Consider the following 16,394-nt stretch of genomic DNA (forward strand, 5'->3'; position numbering starts at 1 on the left):
TAAAAAATAGAGATAAAAAAAGGCCGAACAATATCGACCTTTCATAAACTGAATTCTTTTCTTATTGGAACAGTAGATTATGTTCTTTAGAGTAAGCTTCAAATTCAGTACAGCCACCAATGTGCTCTTGATCAACAAAGATCTGTGGTACTGTTTCAACGGGTTTACCTACCGTTTTTTCCAGATCCGCTTTACTGATGCCTTCCGCATGAATATCAACGTAACGGAAGTTAAAGTCGTCGCGCTCTGCTTTAATTTTTTCTGCTAATTCCTTAGCACGTACACAGAATGGACAACCTGGGCGACCAAAAATAACTACGAACATAAAATCTCTCCTGCAAAATTATGTTGTTACTATAACGTGTGTTTATTGATAGAGAAAGGGGGATTTGCCTGTTAGAGCAATAGAGAAAATCGATGGTGGGTTATATATCAAGAAGTGATGACGGCAAAGAATAAAGCCAAGCACGAGGCTTGGCTTGTATTACCGATTAGGTTAACTTAGAAGTCGTAACGAATACCCACTTGTAATTCGTTATCTTCACCTTCAATTCGGTTAAATAGGTAACCTGCATAAGTACGTAGGTTTTTATTGAACTTATAGACGCCATCTAACGCAAAGTAATTTACATTGTCAGTTTTTACGCCGCCGTCTTTAGATTGCTTAAAGTTGTATGCTGCTTGAGCAATAAATTTACCCATTTTAACAGCCGTTGCTAATTCATAGCCAGTTAGATCGGTATTACCGTTTTTACCACTCGCATAAGTACCAGCTGCGTAAAAATTATTGAATTCGTAGCTTGCTGCTAAGTTGTATTGGTTAGCATCAACGTCAACACCGTCATGACCACGTACATAACCCGCGCCTAAAGCTAAGCCGAATGGGAAGGCATATTGTGCTGCAATACCATAACTGTCTGAATCTTTAAGTGCATTATTGTTTTCAGCAATGTAGTTAGCTGAAACTGTGAAGTTATTGAATTCACCAGCGTATAAAAAGTTATTTTCACGCTTATCTTTGTTACCATCAACAAGATCAACACCGTCACCACCGAAAGTAGCAAGAATATCTGTGTAATCTGTCAGCATAACCTGTGCTGAATCTTGCTTACCATAAGAGAAAGCACCTGCCTGAGTATCAAATCCAGCATATACGTAACGACTCTTAACAGTAGAGTCACTACTATCAGAGATTTCAGCTTCATATTTACCAAAAGCAATAACTTGATCAGAAATCTTTGCTTTACCTTTTAGATTAATACGGGCACGGCTCTTATCTTTAAAAGCATTACCAGTGCCATCTGCACCTTTATTTGCATCAGATAGGTTAAAACGCGCTTCAGCACGACCACCAATACTAAGTGATTTATCATCATCTTGATAAACAGTTGCAGCGTTTACTGTTCCTGCTGTTAATGACGCTAAAATTGCCGATGCCAATGCTACTTTTTTCATTTTCTAATCCCCTAGAAAGAATGTTATTTGGGCTTCATTGCCTCTTGAATGAGAGCAGATTAGTGCATGAATGTTAAAGTTATGTGTAAGTAAAAAGTTACTTTTATTACATATATCAATGAATTGAGTAGGTGTTTTATGTGAACTGCTACGTATTTTGTTAAAGGTAATATTTAGTAAAAGAGAGGGGAGACTCATCACTATTAAATAAGTTAACAATATGATCATCATGATGTTGAATATAAGCATTGTTTAATAATGCGATTTATATCGCTTTTAAGCATAAATCGTGATGAAAGTGCCATTTAGTTATCTATTTCTAGTTAAATATGATCATTCGTATGACAAATAGATGATGTTTGGCATTGGAAAATTATATGGCGCTTGTTTTGTTGAATTATATGGAATGAAATTTTTAATTTTTTATCTTTATTTAATTCAATTAAATCAATATCTTGAATTTACATAAGGTATTATTATTCCATTATGGAATATAGTTATTCATAAATTCATATTCTCTAACAAAATTCATTAGATGTTATTATTAAAATTCTTTACAAAATAGAATGTTTTCGCACTTTTTCTCACTTTATTGCCTTTTTCCGTGGTTAACCATTGATCTGGATCGCACCATCAATTAGAATTCGCGGCGCATTTAGCATGCATCTATATTTTAAAATTTATCACTTTTGTTGAATTACTCCTGCAGGGGAAATACATGTCTACGAAATTAGCGAACCCAGCGCCTTTAGGCTTAATGGGTTTTGGTATGACTACCGTTCTTTTAAACATTCATAATGCTGGTTTTTTTCCATTGGATTCAATGATCCTAGCGATGGGTATTTTCTATGGTGGTCTAGGTCAAATTCTTGTAGGCATGATGTGCTTTAAGCGTGGTGATACGTTTGGAACAACAGCGTTTACTTCTTATGGCTTATTTTGGTTAACGCTAGTCGGTCTTATTGCATTACCGAAGATGGGGTTTGCAGCAAGCCCTGCACCGTTCATGGCTTGGTACCTAACACTTTGGGGCCTATTTACTGCATTTATGTTTATCGGTTCTTTACGTTACCCTCGTGCTAAACAAGTAGTATTTGGTTCTCTAACTATTTTATTCTTCTTATTAGCGGCTCGTGATTTTACGGGTAATACGACAATTGGTTTCATCGCGGGTATAGAAGGTATTTTCTGTGGTCTAAGTGCAATTTACTTTGCAATGGCTCAGGTATTAAATGCTGAATACGGTCGTACAATCTTACCTGTTGGTGAGCTGAAGACTGAGCAAGTAAGCCTAAAAGCTGCTGCTTAATTTTGCGAAGTATTGAGACAAAAAAACCTCGTTAATTAACGAGGTTTTTTTATATCTGAAATCTATGAAAATAACGTTATCACATGGGAGAAAAATAATAGTTAGATGCAAGATTCAGTAATTTGAATGTTAGGTTTAAAGGTAAAGTGGCCTTCAGGGCTAACATCATTTTCTTGACGTGATGTTGTTCTAAACTGAGAAGGCGTAATGCCATATTTACGTTTAAATGCATCGCAAAAATATGCAGCACTACCAAAACCAGATCGATTACCTATTTGTGAAATAGAATAATTTGAAAAAGTAAGGTAGTTCAAGGCTAAACCCATTCTAACATCAAGTAATAATTGGCTAAATGAAACCCCTTCTTTTGCCAAATGTCGACGCAGTGTTGATTGCGTTGTAAAGAGCGCTTTCGCCATATCGTCGACACTCCATTTGCGTTGAGGATCTTGGGTAATCAAACGCGCAATAGTTCGCTCTTTAGGCTCATCATAGTTGAAGCGGTAAACGTTGAATACATCAATACCTGCTTCATTTAATGCCATTAAAATAAAGACTAAACACTGGCTTAGCAGCGTTTTTTCCATGGAAGAGCCACATATCGAAGGCAGTAATTTATTAAATAGAACGAAGTTTTGATCCACAATTGCAGGGGTTGGAATCGTGTAGACAGGAGAACAACTTGCCGTTGGGAAAGTGGGTTGTTTTAACGCACTGATATATTTGAATGCTTCAGTGATAGATTCTTCATCGATCATCAACAATTGTAATTCAATATTTTCTTGGCTATTAAGTTGATTAATAGAACAAGAGATATGACTGAACTTAGGAACGACAAAAGTACTATTATTTTTTAATTCAATAGCATGACCGTTGATGTGAACATCACCTTGAACATTTGATAATTTTACAATTAAGTGGTGGTCGACATAAAACTCTTTTAGAACTACGTGGCTCTGAGAGAGGATACGCTTATATTTCATACCAGTACTGCTTCTCTAAAAGTGGAAATAAATCCTTCATTACACACCATAATTAGGCGGCCGTCCTATATGTACCGGTATTCTATGTTGGAATATGCTGATACCAAGGTACATGCGTGTGAGTATAGGACTAAAAGAAACGGTTGAATAGATGAAATCTACTCAACTTTTGTTATTGATCATATTGAGTATGTTTATCTATATAAAATGGATACATCTTGATATGTGAATCTAAGTAATTTAGGTCTTATGCTCTATATACGGGATATTATGCTATTTATCACGCTACTGTTATAGATGAAAGGCATAAAAAAAGCTGCTTTGAAAGCAGCTTTTCTAACAAGTTTACGCTTAAAGATTAGCAAATAACCTTAATCGCTAGACCACCTTGAGATGTCTCACGGTATTTAGCATTCATGTCTTTACCTGTTTCAAGCATTGTCTCAATGACTTTATCAAGTGAAACACGGGGATCAGATGAGCGGCGAAGTGCCATACGTGTAGCATTAATTGCTTTAACTGCTGCAATGCCGTTACGCTCGATACATGGAACCTGAACTTGGCCAGCAACAGGATCACACGTTAGACCAAGGTTATGTTCCATTGCAATTTCTGCAGCCATACATACTTGTTCAGGGCTACCCCCCATAAGTTCTGCAAGACCAGCAGCAGCCATAGAACATGCCACGCCAACTTCGCCCTGACAGCCTACTTCAGCGCCAGAGATAGAAGCATTACGCTTGTAAAGACCACCAACAGCACCAGAAGCTGCAAAGTAGCGGGTGTATTCTTTAGGGCCAACTGACTGAACAAACTTATCGTAGTAAGCAAGTACTGCTGGAATAATGCCACATGCGCCGTTTGTCGGTGCGGTTACAACACGACCACCTGCTGCATTTTCTTCGTTTACAGCAAAAGCAAACATGTTAACCCAGTCAACAACCGTCATTGGATCGTTGCTTAGCTTTTCAGATGTTATTAGCTGTTGACGAAGTGCTGCTGCACGACGAGGAACACGTAGAGGACCCGGTAGGATACCTTCTTCGTTCATACCACGTTCCATACAATCACGCATTGTTTTCCAGATGTTAGCAAAGTAATTACTAATCTCATCTTCAGCGTTCATTGCACGTTCGTTAGCCATAACTAAAGAGCTGATTGATAAACCGTGCTCTTTACATTGTTCAACAAGTTCAGAGGCATAGTTGAAAGGGTAAGGGATAACAACACTTGATTCTTGCGTTTTACCAAAGTTTTCTTCATCAACAATAAAACCACCACCGATAGAGTAGTAAGTCTTAGAGAAAACGTTCTCATCACCAATCCAAGCATGAATAGACATGCCGTTTTCGTGCAGTGAAAGGTTAGTCGTATGGAAATTCATACCACCATCACGTGGGAAATCTACTGTGTGGCAATGCATACCAACAGGTAGACGTTCGGTTTCTTCAACACGGGCAATAAAGCTTGGAATACTATCGATATCAACATGCTCAGGGCTGTTACCAGCAAGACCCATAATGATTGCAATATCAGTATGGTGTCCTTTACCTGTAAGAGAAAGAGAGCCGTATACGTCAACGGTAATTTTAGTTATGTCACGTAATTTACCCATGGCACGTAAATCATCGATGAACTCTTTACCTGCTTTCATTGGGCCAACAGTATGTGAGCTGGAAGGGCCCACACCGATTTTGTAAATATCAAAAACACTGATCATGTTTATTACCTCAGTCGGGGGAAGCGATTCTTGCCTCCGGCCAAGACTGTATGCGTTTTATGACTCGCCCCTTCCTTGGCGAGCGTACTTAAAAAACAAGAGCAGGGCGCTTAGCATCCTGCTCTTAATTATCGTATAGATTGCGTTTATTGTACCAGAACGCTATACCTTTTCTTGCACTTTATGCTTCAAAAAAGAAGTATTTTTGTGTTTGTATCGCGCCTGGTTCAAGTGCTATTAAAAAGCGCCGTAAATTACTGAAGTAATCGCAGCCACACCACACAGAGCAGTGAAAATACGTGCAGCAACAGAGGTTTTGTATTTCGCCATTGCTGGTACTTTCTGCATCGCAACAACTGGCATTAGGAACAGAATTGCTGCAATCATTGGTGCGCCCATTGTTTCAATCATACCAAGGATGCTTGGGTTGATGATTGCTACAATCCATGTTGTCACAACAATAAATGCTAGAGATAGTTTTTCAATTTTACCAACCGGCATTTTGCTACGAGATTTCGTTAGGCCAACAAGACCTTCATGTGCACCTAGGAAGTGACCGAAGTAGCTTGAAGTAATAGCAGCAAATGCAACCAGTGGACCTAAGTAAGAAATTGCTGGTGAATCTTTAATGTTTGCTAGGTAAGAAAGAACAGAGATATTTTGTTCTTTTGCCATGTTCAACTGCTCTGGTGTCATAGACAGTACAACAGAGAATACAAAGAACATGACAAAGCCCATTAGCATCATTGCTGCGCCGCCAGTGATCATGTCAGTTTTCTTTACTGCATCGTCACCGTATACATGACGTTGTTCTTTTGCAAACTGGCTGATAATTGGGCTGTGGTTGAAAGAGAACACGATGATTGGAATTGCTAGCCAAATAACAGTAGGCATTGATGACCAATCAGGTGCCACAGACACCATTGACATGTTCCAATCAGGAATAAGGTAAATAGACAGAGCAAGCAGAATGATAACCAGAGGGTAAACCATTGCTGATGTTGCCTTAAGCATTAGTTCTTTACCAAATACAACGCCAGCTGTCATTAGCGAGATAAGGACGCCTGATAGAAGCCAACGAGGAACAGAATCCATACCTAGTTGGTTAACCATGAATGAGTCAACAGTGTTGGTAATACCTACACCATAGATAAGAACGATAGGGTAGATAGCAAAGAAATAAGCGAATGTAATAAGGTTGGCACCTGTTTTACCGTAGTGTTCTTCAACGGTATCAGTAATGTCAGCGTTTGGATTTTTAGCTGAAAGAACAAAACGTGCTAAGCCTTTGTGTGCAAGCCAAGTCATTGGTGCTGCAATCAGTGCTAAAATAACTAACGGCCAGAAACCGCCCGCACCTGCTTTAATTGGAAGGAATAGAACACCTGCACCTACAGCTGTGCCGAATAGAGACAATGCCCATGTGAAATCTTTGTAAGTCCAACGTGATTTTGCTACATCAGTTTGTACTGCGGTCGATGTGTTTTGCATTTTTTGTCATCCAAAAAAAAGGAACGGAACGGAACGTTGTTTTAGGAACACGTGCATTCTCGTTATTTATGGCGGGATTACAATGATAAAGATCGCGTTATGTAAGCTGTCTTTATTTGTTGTACAAATAAAGAAGACTTAGCTCACAGTTTTAAATTTGGTAGAAGCTAAAAAAACAGCTAATAGCCTATAAATCATCATGCCAAATTTGATCTGAAAGTAGTTTTATCATTTGAGCGGTTGCTCCCCATACAGAATAATTCTTAAACGGGATGTTATATACATTGTGATTATTGCCATTAAGTAGGAATTTATATTGGCGAATATTGTTTGGGTTAAGCAAATGGTTCAGAGGCGCTTCAAAAATGCAATCGACTTCATTGGGATCTGCGATAGGGATGTAATCTGGATCTATTGTGGCGATAAAAGGCGTGACCATATACCCGCTCATGGTCGGTAAGGTAGAAAGACAACCGTGTACATCATTGCGAGAACAAGTAATATTCGTTTCTTCAAATGTTTCACGAATAGCGGTTGCGATTAAATCCTCATCTGTCGGTTCAAATCGTCCACCAGGAAAAGCAATTTGTCCTGGGTGGTGTTTAAGGTGTTTTGCCCTTCGCGTTAATACGACATTAAAGCCATTTTCGCGATAAACGAGAGGGATCAAAACAGCAGCTTGTTTAAATAGGGATGCGTCTTCCCAGTGCTGTCGAATTCGATCTTGATGGTTTTGATCATATTGAAGACTTGGTGCAAGAAGAAATCGACTTAAAATTTGCTGCTGTCCAACCATAAAACCTCGTTAGTCAAATGAAAGTGCTTTCATCTTAAATACTTTTTATTTTAAATATCATTATGATGTATTTATCTGTACCTATTGTAAGGTTGGCAGAATCTTACTCAATTTGTCGAGTGTTTCTTGATATTCGCTATCTGGATCACTATCAGCAACAATCCCGCCTCCAGCCCACGCATGAATTTTTTGTTCATTAGCCACCAATGTACGAATCGTAATACTGGTATCCATTGTGCCACAACGGCTGATATAACCGATGCTGCCACAATAAATACTGCGGCGGTGCGGTTCTAACTCTTCAATAATTTCCATGGCTCGTACTTTCGGAGCACCTGTTATTGAACCACCGGGGAAACATGCTTTTAATAGATCTGTCGCATTGTGATCTGCTGGTAATTCGCCTGAGACGGTACTCACTAAGTGATGTACGGCAGGAAAACTTTCAATCTTAAAAAGATGTGGTACTCGTACGGTACCGGGTGTGGCAACACGACCAATATCATTACGCAGTAAATCGACAATCATTAAGTTTTCTGCACGATCTTTTTCAGCATTTTGAAGAGCGAAAGCATTGGCATTGTCTTGAGCGGTATTTTTGCTACGTGGTCGAGTCCCTTTAATCGGTTTAGTTTCAATCAGTCCATCACGAAGTTGTAAAAAACGCTCTGGAGATACCGATAAAATCGCACCTTGTTTTAAACGAATAAAACCAGAGAATGGCGCTCCGTTTTCTGTTTCAAGAGTTAGATATGCTTGCCATTCATCGCCGGTATAATTGGCAGAAAAACGTTGCGCCAAGTTGATTTGATAACAATCGCCAGACAATAGATAATCTTGGATTTTGTTAAATTTGTTACAGTAATCCTCTTTGGTCATATTGGATGACCAATCAGATGTTAAAGAAAAGCTATCAACAAGGTTTAAATCTGTTGCGGGTTGTTGTTGTGAGAATGTCGTAAGCTGCTGTTCAAGCCATGTTTGACGCTTAGTCTCTTTTGGCTCTACTAGCGTTACCGTTTGTTCTTGATGATCCACAATTAATGCCCAGTCATAGATCCCTAATGCTAAATCAGGTAGCGGAATGTCATGTTCAGCAATTGTTGAGATATTTTCAACCTGACGACCTAAATCGTAACTAAAGTAGCCTAATGCTCCACCAATAAATGGCAGTGTCATCATTGGGCTAACTGCAGGTAATAACTGCGCTTGTAATGTTTGTACTAATGCAAATGGATCATCGGTGTACGTTTCTTCTGCACCATTTGCATAGCAGACCTTGCTAATCCCATTTTCTGATTCAATAGTGGCTAAAGGATCAGCAACGATAATGTCAAAACGGTTATCTGGATGATTTTCTGCTGCCGAGCGTAATAGCATTGCCCATGGCAAACCAGAGAGTGGTGCAAACCATGTCAATGCCGCATCTTTTGAGTAGGCGAGCGACGTAATGCTTAATTTTGGGTGTGATTTACAAATCATTTTCTTTTTTGTGACAAGAGTTTGATTGGCGCGTAGCGCAATAATAAGTGCAAGAGTATCATATTCAGATAACGACGCCCAAAGATGTGCATGTACTTAATGTGAACATCGTCCCTACAAAATTGAAAGTAAATTTCGGGCGCTATGGAATGATATAACTCAACGAGGGCAACTATGACTGTCATCCGCAAAGAAGACGTAATTAGTAGTGTGGCAGATGCATTACAATATATTTCTTACTACCACCCACTGGATTTTGTGCAAGCTTTAGAAAAAGCCTATAACAAAGAGCAAAGCCAAGCCGCAAAAGATGCGATCGCACAAATTTTAATAAACTCTCGTATGTCTGCCGAAGGGCATCGTCCAATCTGTCAAGACACAGGGATCGTTACCTGTTTCGTGAAGATTGGTATGAACGTACAGTGGGATAGCGATCTTACTGTACAACAAATGATTGATGAAGGTGTGCGTCAAGGTTATACCAACCAAGATAACCCGTTACGTGCATCGGTTGTTGCGGATCCTGCAGGTCGTCGTATTAATACGAAAGATAATGCACCAGCTGTTGTTCATATTGATATGGTGCCAGGTGATAAGGTTGAAATTCAGTTAGCTGCTAAAGGTGGCGGCTCTGAAAATAAAACCAAAATGGTGATGTTAAACCCATCTGATGACATTGCTGAGTGGGTTGAAAAAACAGTACCACTGATGGGGGCTGGCTGGTGTCCTCCTGGCATGTTGGGTATTGGTATCGGCGGAACCGCAGAAAAAGCGGCTGTGCTTGCGAAAGAATCATTAATGGAATCAATTGATATTCATGAGTTGAAAGAGCGTGGGGCACAAACAACAGAAGAAGCATTACGCTTAGATATCTTTGATCGTGTTAACAAACTCGGTATTGGTGCGCAAGGTTTAGGTGGTTTAACAACAGTTCTTGATATAAAAATTAAATCCGCACCAACACATGCGGCATCGAAGCCTGTTTGTATGATCCCTAACTGTGCCGCAACACGTCACGTGCACTTTACTTTAGATGGTACTGGCCCTGCAGAATTAACACCGCCTAAGTTAGAAGATTGGCCTGAAGTGACATGGGAAGTGGGTGATAGCGTTCGTCGCGTAAATTTAGATACGGTTACGAAAGCAGATGTTCAAGAGTGGAAATCAGGTGAGACTGTTTTACTGTCTGGTAAGATTTTAACTGGTCGTGATGCTGCGCATAAACGTATTCAAGAAATGTTAGCCAAAGGTGAAGGTTTACCTGAAGGCGTTGATTTTAATAATCGTTTCATTTACTACGTTGGTCCTGTTGATGCAGTAGGGGATGAAGTCGTGGGTCCAGCGGGTCCTACAACCTCAACGCGTATGGATAAATTTACCGACATGATGTTAGGTGAAACGGGTCTAACGGGAATGATTGGTAAAGCTGAGCGTGGTCCAGCGGCAATCGAGTCAATCAAGCAGCATAAAGCTGTTTACTTAATGGCTGTCGGTGGCGCTGCTTATTTAGTTGCCAAAGCGATTAAAAAATCACGTGTCGTGGCGTTTGAAGATCTGGGTATGGAAGCGATTTATGAATTTGAAGTCGAAGATATGCCAGTAACAGTAGCCGTTGATTCTAATGGTACTAATGCTCACCAAACAGGCCCTGATACATGGCGTGTAAATATCGCTGAAATGGAAAAGTAAGCTATATAAGCATATCTAAGAAAAGGAGCCTTGTGCTCCTTTTTTATTGTCTCTTTAATCTTAAAAGGATTGTGATATTGACTCTATTTTCATATATGAAACAAGATTGTTAATTTAAAAGCCTATACTATTCATGGGTATATATTTATTTTCATACATTGTTTTTAACAATAGTAACATTTAGTATGAAACATCATGGAGAGTAGTATGAGATATCGCTTTTTTGCGGCATTGTTTACATGCTTAGCATTAATTGGCTGCAAGGATGATAAATCAGCGATTGCTGAGCCTGAATCTCGACCAGTTAAATTACAATCAGTTTCAGTGGGTAATAATGAATCACAACGAGCATTCCCAGCAATTGTTGAGGCGGGAGATAAAGCCGTTTTAGCTTTTCGCGTTTCAGGTCAACTTGCCAGCGTTGATGTACATCCTGGTCAATTTGTGACGAAAGGACAAATACTTGCAACATTAAATAGCGATGAATTATCACTGCTAGTGAAGCAGGCGCAAGCGCAATATGATTTAGCGAATGTGCAATTTAAACGCGATAAAAAATTACGGAAAAAAAATGTAGTATCAGAGTTAGATTACGACACCTCGAAAGCTAACTTAAAACAGGCCAAAGCCACATTAGATAAAGCAATATCGAATTTAAGTTATGCCAAGCTTATCGCACCTTATGATGGGCACCTTTCTTTATCCATGGTTGAAAACTATGAATATATCAGTGCAAAACAGCCTGTAATGCATATTCAAAGTGCTAAATTAATCAATATGACATTTCAGCTTCCTGATTATCTTTTAGCGCGCTTTCAAGGTCATGCTGAAGCCATAAATCCTACCGTTGCTTTTGATACCTTAACTAATCAAACTTTTCCCGCACAATTTAAAGAAATTGATACAGAGCCAGATAGCAAAACATCCAGTTATAAAGTGACACTCTCAATGGCACGTCCGGAAGGCAGTAATATCATGCCAGGAATGTCTGGTAGCGTGACAATTGTTCTGCCACATGGAAATGCAGGCGCAATACCAATGCGTGCGATCATTACTGAAGACAATAAAGATTATGTATGGCGTGTTGATGATAATCAGCAAGTTGTTAGAACTGAAGTCGTATTAGATAACAATAATCGTGTGATATCAGGTTTAGAAGATGGTGACGTTATAGCGACATCAGGCGTATCTGAATTGCAATCAGGTCAGAAGGTCCGCTCATGGATCAAGGAGCGTGGATTATGATCAAACGTTATCGTTTATTGACATTGGCTATCAGTGCAACATGGTTACTCCAAGGTTGTGATAAACCAAGTGTTGAGCCGCGCGAAGCGCAACCGCGAGTCAAGGTACAGCAGGTACAGTCAGGCAAACAATCACCGAAATTAACGTTTCCAGCCGTGGCATCAGCAGCTGATAAATCTATTTTATCATTCCGTATTGCAGGAGAAATCACGCAAATATTAGTGCGTTCAGGAGACACCGTTAAAAAAGGGCAGGTATTAGCGCGATTGGATCCACGTGATTACACATTAGAGGTGGATGATGCTCAAGCTAAATACAATGTTATTGATAGCCAATACCGCCGTTCCGCAACATTATTAAAAAATGGCTATTTACCTCAGTCTCAATTTGATGAATTAAAAGCGAAGCGAAGTATTGCGAAAGCAAATCTTGATTTAGCCAAATTAAAATTAAGTTTTACTGCGCTAAAAGCCCCATTTAGTGGTGTGATTTCAACTATTCCCGTTGAGCAATTTGAAAATATCAAAGTAGGTCAGCAGATTATGAATATTCATAGCACTGATTCTGTTGATATCGAGATCCAAGCGCCTGATATGATTTATTCCAAGCAAAGTATCTTGGATGTTAATAAAGCACAGGGTTCTTCCTCGAAAGTCATTTTACCCAATAATGAAAAATATGTGGTGACATTAAAAGAATTTACCACTGAACCTGATCCTGAATCGGGTTCATTTCTCGTGACCTTAACGATGCCGATGCCCAAAGGTCAGTTCATTTTGGAAGGCATGCCAGTTGAAGTTGAAGCCGATGCTCAAAAGTTACAAGTTTATCAAGTGGGGCAGCAAATCGTACCTCTTGAAGCTTTATTTAATTTAGACGGTGATGATATTGCCTCAAATCAGAAATATGTTTGGATACTGACACCTGACAATACGGTGTCGAAACGCCTTGTGGTAACAGATAAAGTTGTGCCTGAAGGGGTACGATTAAAATCGGGTGTTAAACAAGGGGAACAAGTTGTTGTTACAGGCGTTAACCGCTTACGAGAGGGACAAAAAGTGGTGGTATTGGCTAAGGAGGGACAACAATAATGAAGCAAGATATCGCGACTTATTTCATTAAGAATAAAGTGATCAGCTGGATGCTGACGCTAATATTTCTTGTCGGTGGCACCTTTTCTTTCTTTGGTTTAGGCCAATTAGAAGATCCGGCATTTACTATTAAAGACGCTATGGTTGTTACCTCTTACCCTGGGGCGACACCACAGCAAGTTGAAGAAGAAGTGACCTATCCTATAGAAAAAGCGATTCAGCAGTTAACTTATGTTGATGAAGTAAATTCTATCTCTAGTCGAGGGTTGTCACAAATCACAGTGACCATGAAAAACAATTATGGCCCTGACGATTTACCACAAATTTGGGATGAATTACGCCGCAAGGTTAATGATATATCCTCTAACTTACCTCCAGGAGTCGCAAAGCCTAAAGTTATTGATGATTTCGGTGATGTTTATGGCATTTTGTTAGCAATAACGGGTGACGGTTATAGCTATAAAGAACTCAGTGATTATGTTGATTACTTGCGCCGAGAAATTGAGCTTGTTGATGGCGTGGGAAAAGTGGGTGTTACTGGCAATCAGCAAGAGCAAGTATTCATTGAAATCTCAATGCAGCGACTCAGTAGCCTCGGCATTTCTTTAGATACAATTTACAACATTTTAGCGACACAAAATTTAGTCACGAGTGCGGGCGCAGTTCGTATTGGCGATGAATATGTTCGCGTTCATCCTACTGGTGAATTCAAAAATGTTGATGAACTGGGCGATTTAATCATTACCGATAAAGGCGCTAATGGGCTGATTTACCTTCGAGATGTCGCTGAGATCAAAAAAGGTTTTAAGGAAATTCCAGATAACTTAGTTAGCTTTAACGGCAAAGAAGCGCTGAACGTTGGTATTTCTTTTGTCGCTGGCGTTAATGTTGTTGAAGTAGGCCAACGGGTTATGCAAAGACTGGCTGAACTGAAAGAGCAACAGCCAGTGGGTATCGATATTGATGCAGTATATAGCCAGCCGATTGAAGTAGATAAGTCCGTAAGTGGTTTCGTTGTTAGCTTAGGTCAGGCAGTAGCCATTGTTATTGTGGTGCTGCTGTTCTTTATGGGACTTCGTTCAGGTTTACTGATTGGTTTAATTTTGCTCCTGACTGTTTTAGGCACCTTTGTGTTTATGAAGTGGTTAGCGATCGACTTACAACGTATCTCGTTAGGTGCCCTCGTTATTGCTCTGGGTATGCTGGTGGATAATGCCATTGTGGTGGTCGAAGGAATATTGATAGGCATGCAGAAGGGGCGAACGCGAATGCAAGCGGCTTCTGACATTGTGACTCAAACCAAGTGGCCACTGCTAGGGGCAACAGTCATTGCAGTAATGGCATTTGCGCCAATTGGTTTATCGCAAGATTCAACGGGTGAATATTGTCGAACACTATTTACGGTGCTTCTGATCTCACTGATGCTGAGTTGGTTTACAGCGATATCGTTAACGCCATTCTTTGCCGATCTTTTCTTTAAAAACGTCAAGGTGGATCAAGATAGCGATCAAAAAGATCCGTATGGCGGTATTTTCTTCACCGTATACCGTAAGTCATTAGAGTTTTGTATGCGTCGTGCATGGCTAACAGTGATCACTTTGATCTTGATGTTAGGTGTTAGCTTATATGGCTTTACATTATTGAAACAATCGTTCTTTCCGGCATCTACAACGCCAATGTTCATGGTGGATGTATGGCTTCCTGAAGGGACCGATATTCGTGCAACCAATAATACGCTAAAACAGCTTGAGAAAGTGGTTGCAGCGGAAAAGGGCGTGGAATACGTTAGTTCAAGTGCGGGTAAAGGTTCGCAACGTTTTATGTTGACGTACGCACCAGAGAAAAGTTACGCCGCTTATGGTGAGTTAATTGTGCGTGTTGACTCATTTGATAGTGTTGTGCCGGTGATGAAAAATTTCCGTGAACAATTAGATAAACAATTTCCCGAAATTGAATACAAAGCCAAACTAGTCATGTTAGGCCCTTCATCCGGCGCTAAAATTGAAGCGCGAATTGTTGGATCAGATCCAACCATACTACGTGGTATTGCGTCGCAAGTGGTGGATGTGATGAATGCAGATCCTGGCGCATTCAATATTCGTCATGACTGGCGAGAGCGCACCAAAGTAATTGAGCCGATATTTAATGAAAGCCAAGCAAGACGCTATGGCATTACTAAAAAAGATGTGGATGAGTTACTGCAAATGGCATTTTCAGGGATCAACATTGGTCTCTATCGTGAGGGAACAAACTTAATGCCAATCGTGGCACGTTTGCCTGAAGATGAGCGAGTCGACATTAGCACCATAGAAGGCATGAAGATCTGGAGCCCTGCCATTCAAGGTTATATTCCACTTCAACAAGTGGTGCTTGGTGTCAATGTACGTTGGGAAGATCCATTAGTGGTGCGTAAAAATCGCAAACGTGTGTTAACGGTTATGGCGGATCCAGATCCTATTGGTGAAGAAACGGCAGCGACAGTACAAAAACGTATTATGCCAGCAATCGCAGATATTGAACTGCCAGAGGGGTACACCTTGGAATGGGGAGGCGAGTATGAATCATCAGCAGACGCGCAAGCCTCGTTATTCCAAACGATGCCGATGGGTTATTTGGCGATGTTCTTAATTACTGTATTGCTTTTCAATAAGGTAAAAGAAGCATTGATCGTTTGGGCAACCGTGCCATTGGCAATTATTGGTGTGACATTAGGTTTGTTGTTACTTAATACGCCATTTGGTTTCATGGCATTGCTTGGTTTCTTAAGTCTATCCGGTATGTTGGTGAAAAACGGTATCGTATTGTTAGACCAAATTGAGATTGAGATAGCCAGTGGTAAAGAGAAATATTTAGCTGTGTTAGATGCGGCAGTCAGTCGTGTACGTCCTGTGTGTATGGCTGCTATCACCACTGTTTTAGGTATGTTACCGCTATTACCAGATGTGTTCTTTAAGCCAATGGCAGTGACCATTATGTTTGGTTTAAGTTTCGCTACCGTATTAACCTTAATCGTTGTTCCGGTGCTATATCGTTTATTTCATAAGCTAAAAGTGCCGACAAAAGAAACTGCTTAATGCTGAATTAAATTAACTGCAATTAAAAAGGCTTCCGATTCGGAAGCCTTTATTTTTAT

12 protein-coding genes are annotated in these 16,394 nt (G+C 40.0%); 5 read left to right on the forward strand and 7 right to left on the reverse strand.

The features are described from left to right. Positions 1–61: 61 nt before the first annotated feature. Complete coding sequence (locus C9J38_RS02515) at positions 62–325, reverse strand: GrxA family glutaredoxin (protein ID WP_008986743.1); 264 nt, start codon at positions 323–325, stop codon at positions 62–64. Positions 326–501: 176 nt separating this feature from the next. Continuing rightward, entirely contained in the window at positions 502–1,455 is a 954-nt protein-coding gene (locus C9J38_RS02520; RefSeq protein ID WP_107205723.1) for a porin, read from the reverse strand. A gap of 718 nt (positions 1,456–2,173) precedes the next feature. On the opposite strand from C9J38_RS02520, the gene C9J38_RS02525 reads away from it, so the two are divergent. Beyond that, positions 2,174–2,764, forward strand: coding sequence for a GPR1/FUN34/YaaH family transporter (locus tag C9J38_RS02525; protein WP_107205724.1), 591 nt, complete (start codon positions 2,174–2,176; stop codon positions 2,762–2,764). Between the two features lie 101 nt (positions 2,765–2,865). Here C9J38_RS02525 and C9J38_RS02530 read toward each other — a convergent pair whose 3' ends face one another. The 5 genes from C9J38_RS02530 to pabB form a co-directional block, all read right to left on the reverse strand. After that, entirely contained in the window at positions 2,866–3,747 is an 882-nt protein-coding gene (locus C9J38_RS02530; protein WP_107205725.1) for an AraC family transcriptional regulator, read from the reverse strand. A gap of 358 nt (positions 3,748–4,105) precedes the next feature. Then, on the reverse strand, positions 4,106–5,467 hold the full coding sequence (locus C9J38_RS02535; RefSeq protein ID WP_107205726.1) for an L-serine ammonia-lyase: 1,362 nt from the start codon (positions 5,465–5,467) through the stop codon (positions 4,106–4,108). Between the two features lie 237 nt (positions 5,468–5,704). Next, the gene (locus C9J38_RS02540; protein ID WP_107205727.1) at positions 5,705–6,958 is read right to left on the reverse strand and encodes an amino acid permease; all 1,254 of its coding nucleotides are present in this window, start codon (positions 6,956–6,958) and stop codon (positions 5,705–5,707) included. Between the two features lie 187 nt (positions 6,959–7,145). After that, positions 7,146–7,754: a CoA pyrophosphatase gene (locus tag C9J38_RS02545; protein ID WP_107205728.1), complete on the reverse strand. Its 609-nt coding sequence runs from the start codon at positions 7,752–7,754 to the stop codon at positions 7,146–7,148. Positions 7,755–7,835: 81 nt separating this feature from the next. After that, positions 7,836–9,236 carry an aminodeoxychorismate synthase component I gene (gene pabB / locus C9J38_RS02550; protein ID WP_199189312.1) on the reverse strand — a complete coding sequence of 467 codons (1,401 nt, stop codon included), beginning with the start codon at positions 9,234–9,236 and terminating at the stop codon, positions 7,836–7,838. Positions 9,237–9,410: 174 nt separating this feature from the next. Here pabB and C9J38_RS02555 point away from each other — a divergent pair, with 174 nt between their 5' ends. From C9J38_RS02555 to C9J38_RS02570, 4 genes are all read left to right on the forward strand, one after another. Then, a complete protein-coding gene (locus C9J38_RS02555) occupies positions 9,411–10,925 on the forward strand; it encodes a fumarate hydratase (protein WP_045083029.1) in 1,515 nt (504 codons plus the stop codon). A gap of 207 nt (positions 10,926–11,132) precedes the next feature. Next, positions 11,133–12,170: an efflux RND transporter periplasmic adaptor subunit gene (locus C9J38_RS02560; protein WP_107205730.1), complete on the forward strand. Its 1,038-nt coding sequence runs from the start codon at positions 11,133–11,135 to the stop codon at positions 12,168–12,170. Beyond that, entirely contained in the window at positions 12,167–13,261 is a 1,095-nt protein-coding gene (locus C9J38_RS02565; protein ID WP_107205731.1) for an efflux RND transporter periplasmic adaptor subunit, read from the forward strand. The genes C9J38_RS02560 and C9J38_RS02565 overlap by 4 nt, the downstream gene beginning before the upstream one ends. Beyond that, complete coding sequence (locus tag C9J38_RS02570) at positions 13,261–16,335, forward strand: efflux RND transporter permease subunit (RefSeq protein WP_107205732.1); 3,075 nt, start codon at positions 13,261–13,263, stop codon at positions 16,333–16,335. Before C9J38_RS02565 ends, C9J38_RS02570 begins: the two co-directional genes overlap by 1 nt. Positions 16,336–16,394: the final 59 nt, after the last annotated feature.

This window comes from Photobacterium sp. GB-210, assembly GCF_003026075.1.
In the GTDB taxonomy this organism is placed as follows: Bacteria; Pseudomonadota; Gammaproteobacteria; order Enterobacterales; family Vibrionaceae; genus Photobacterium.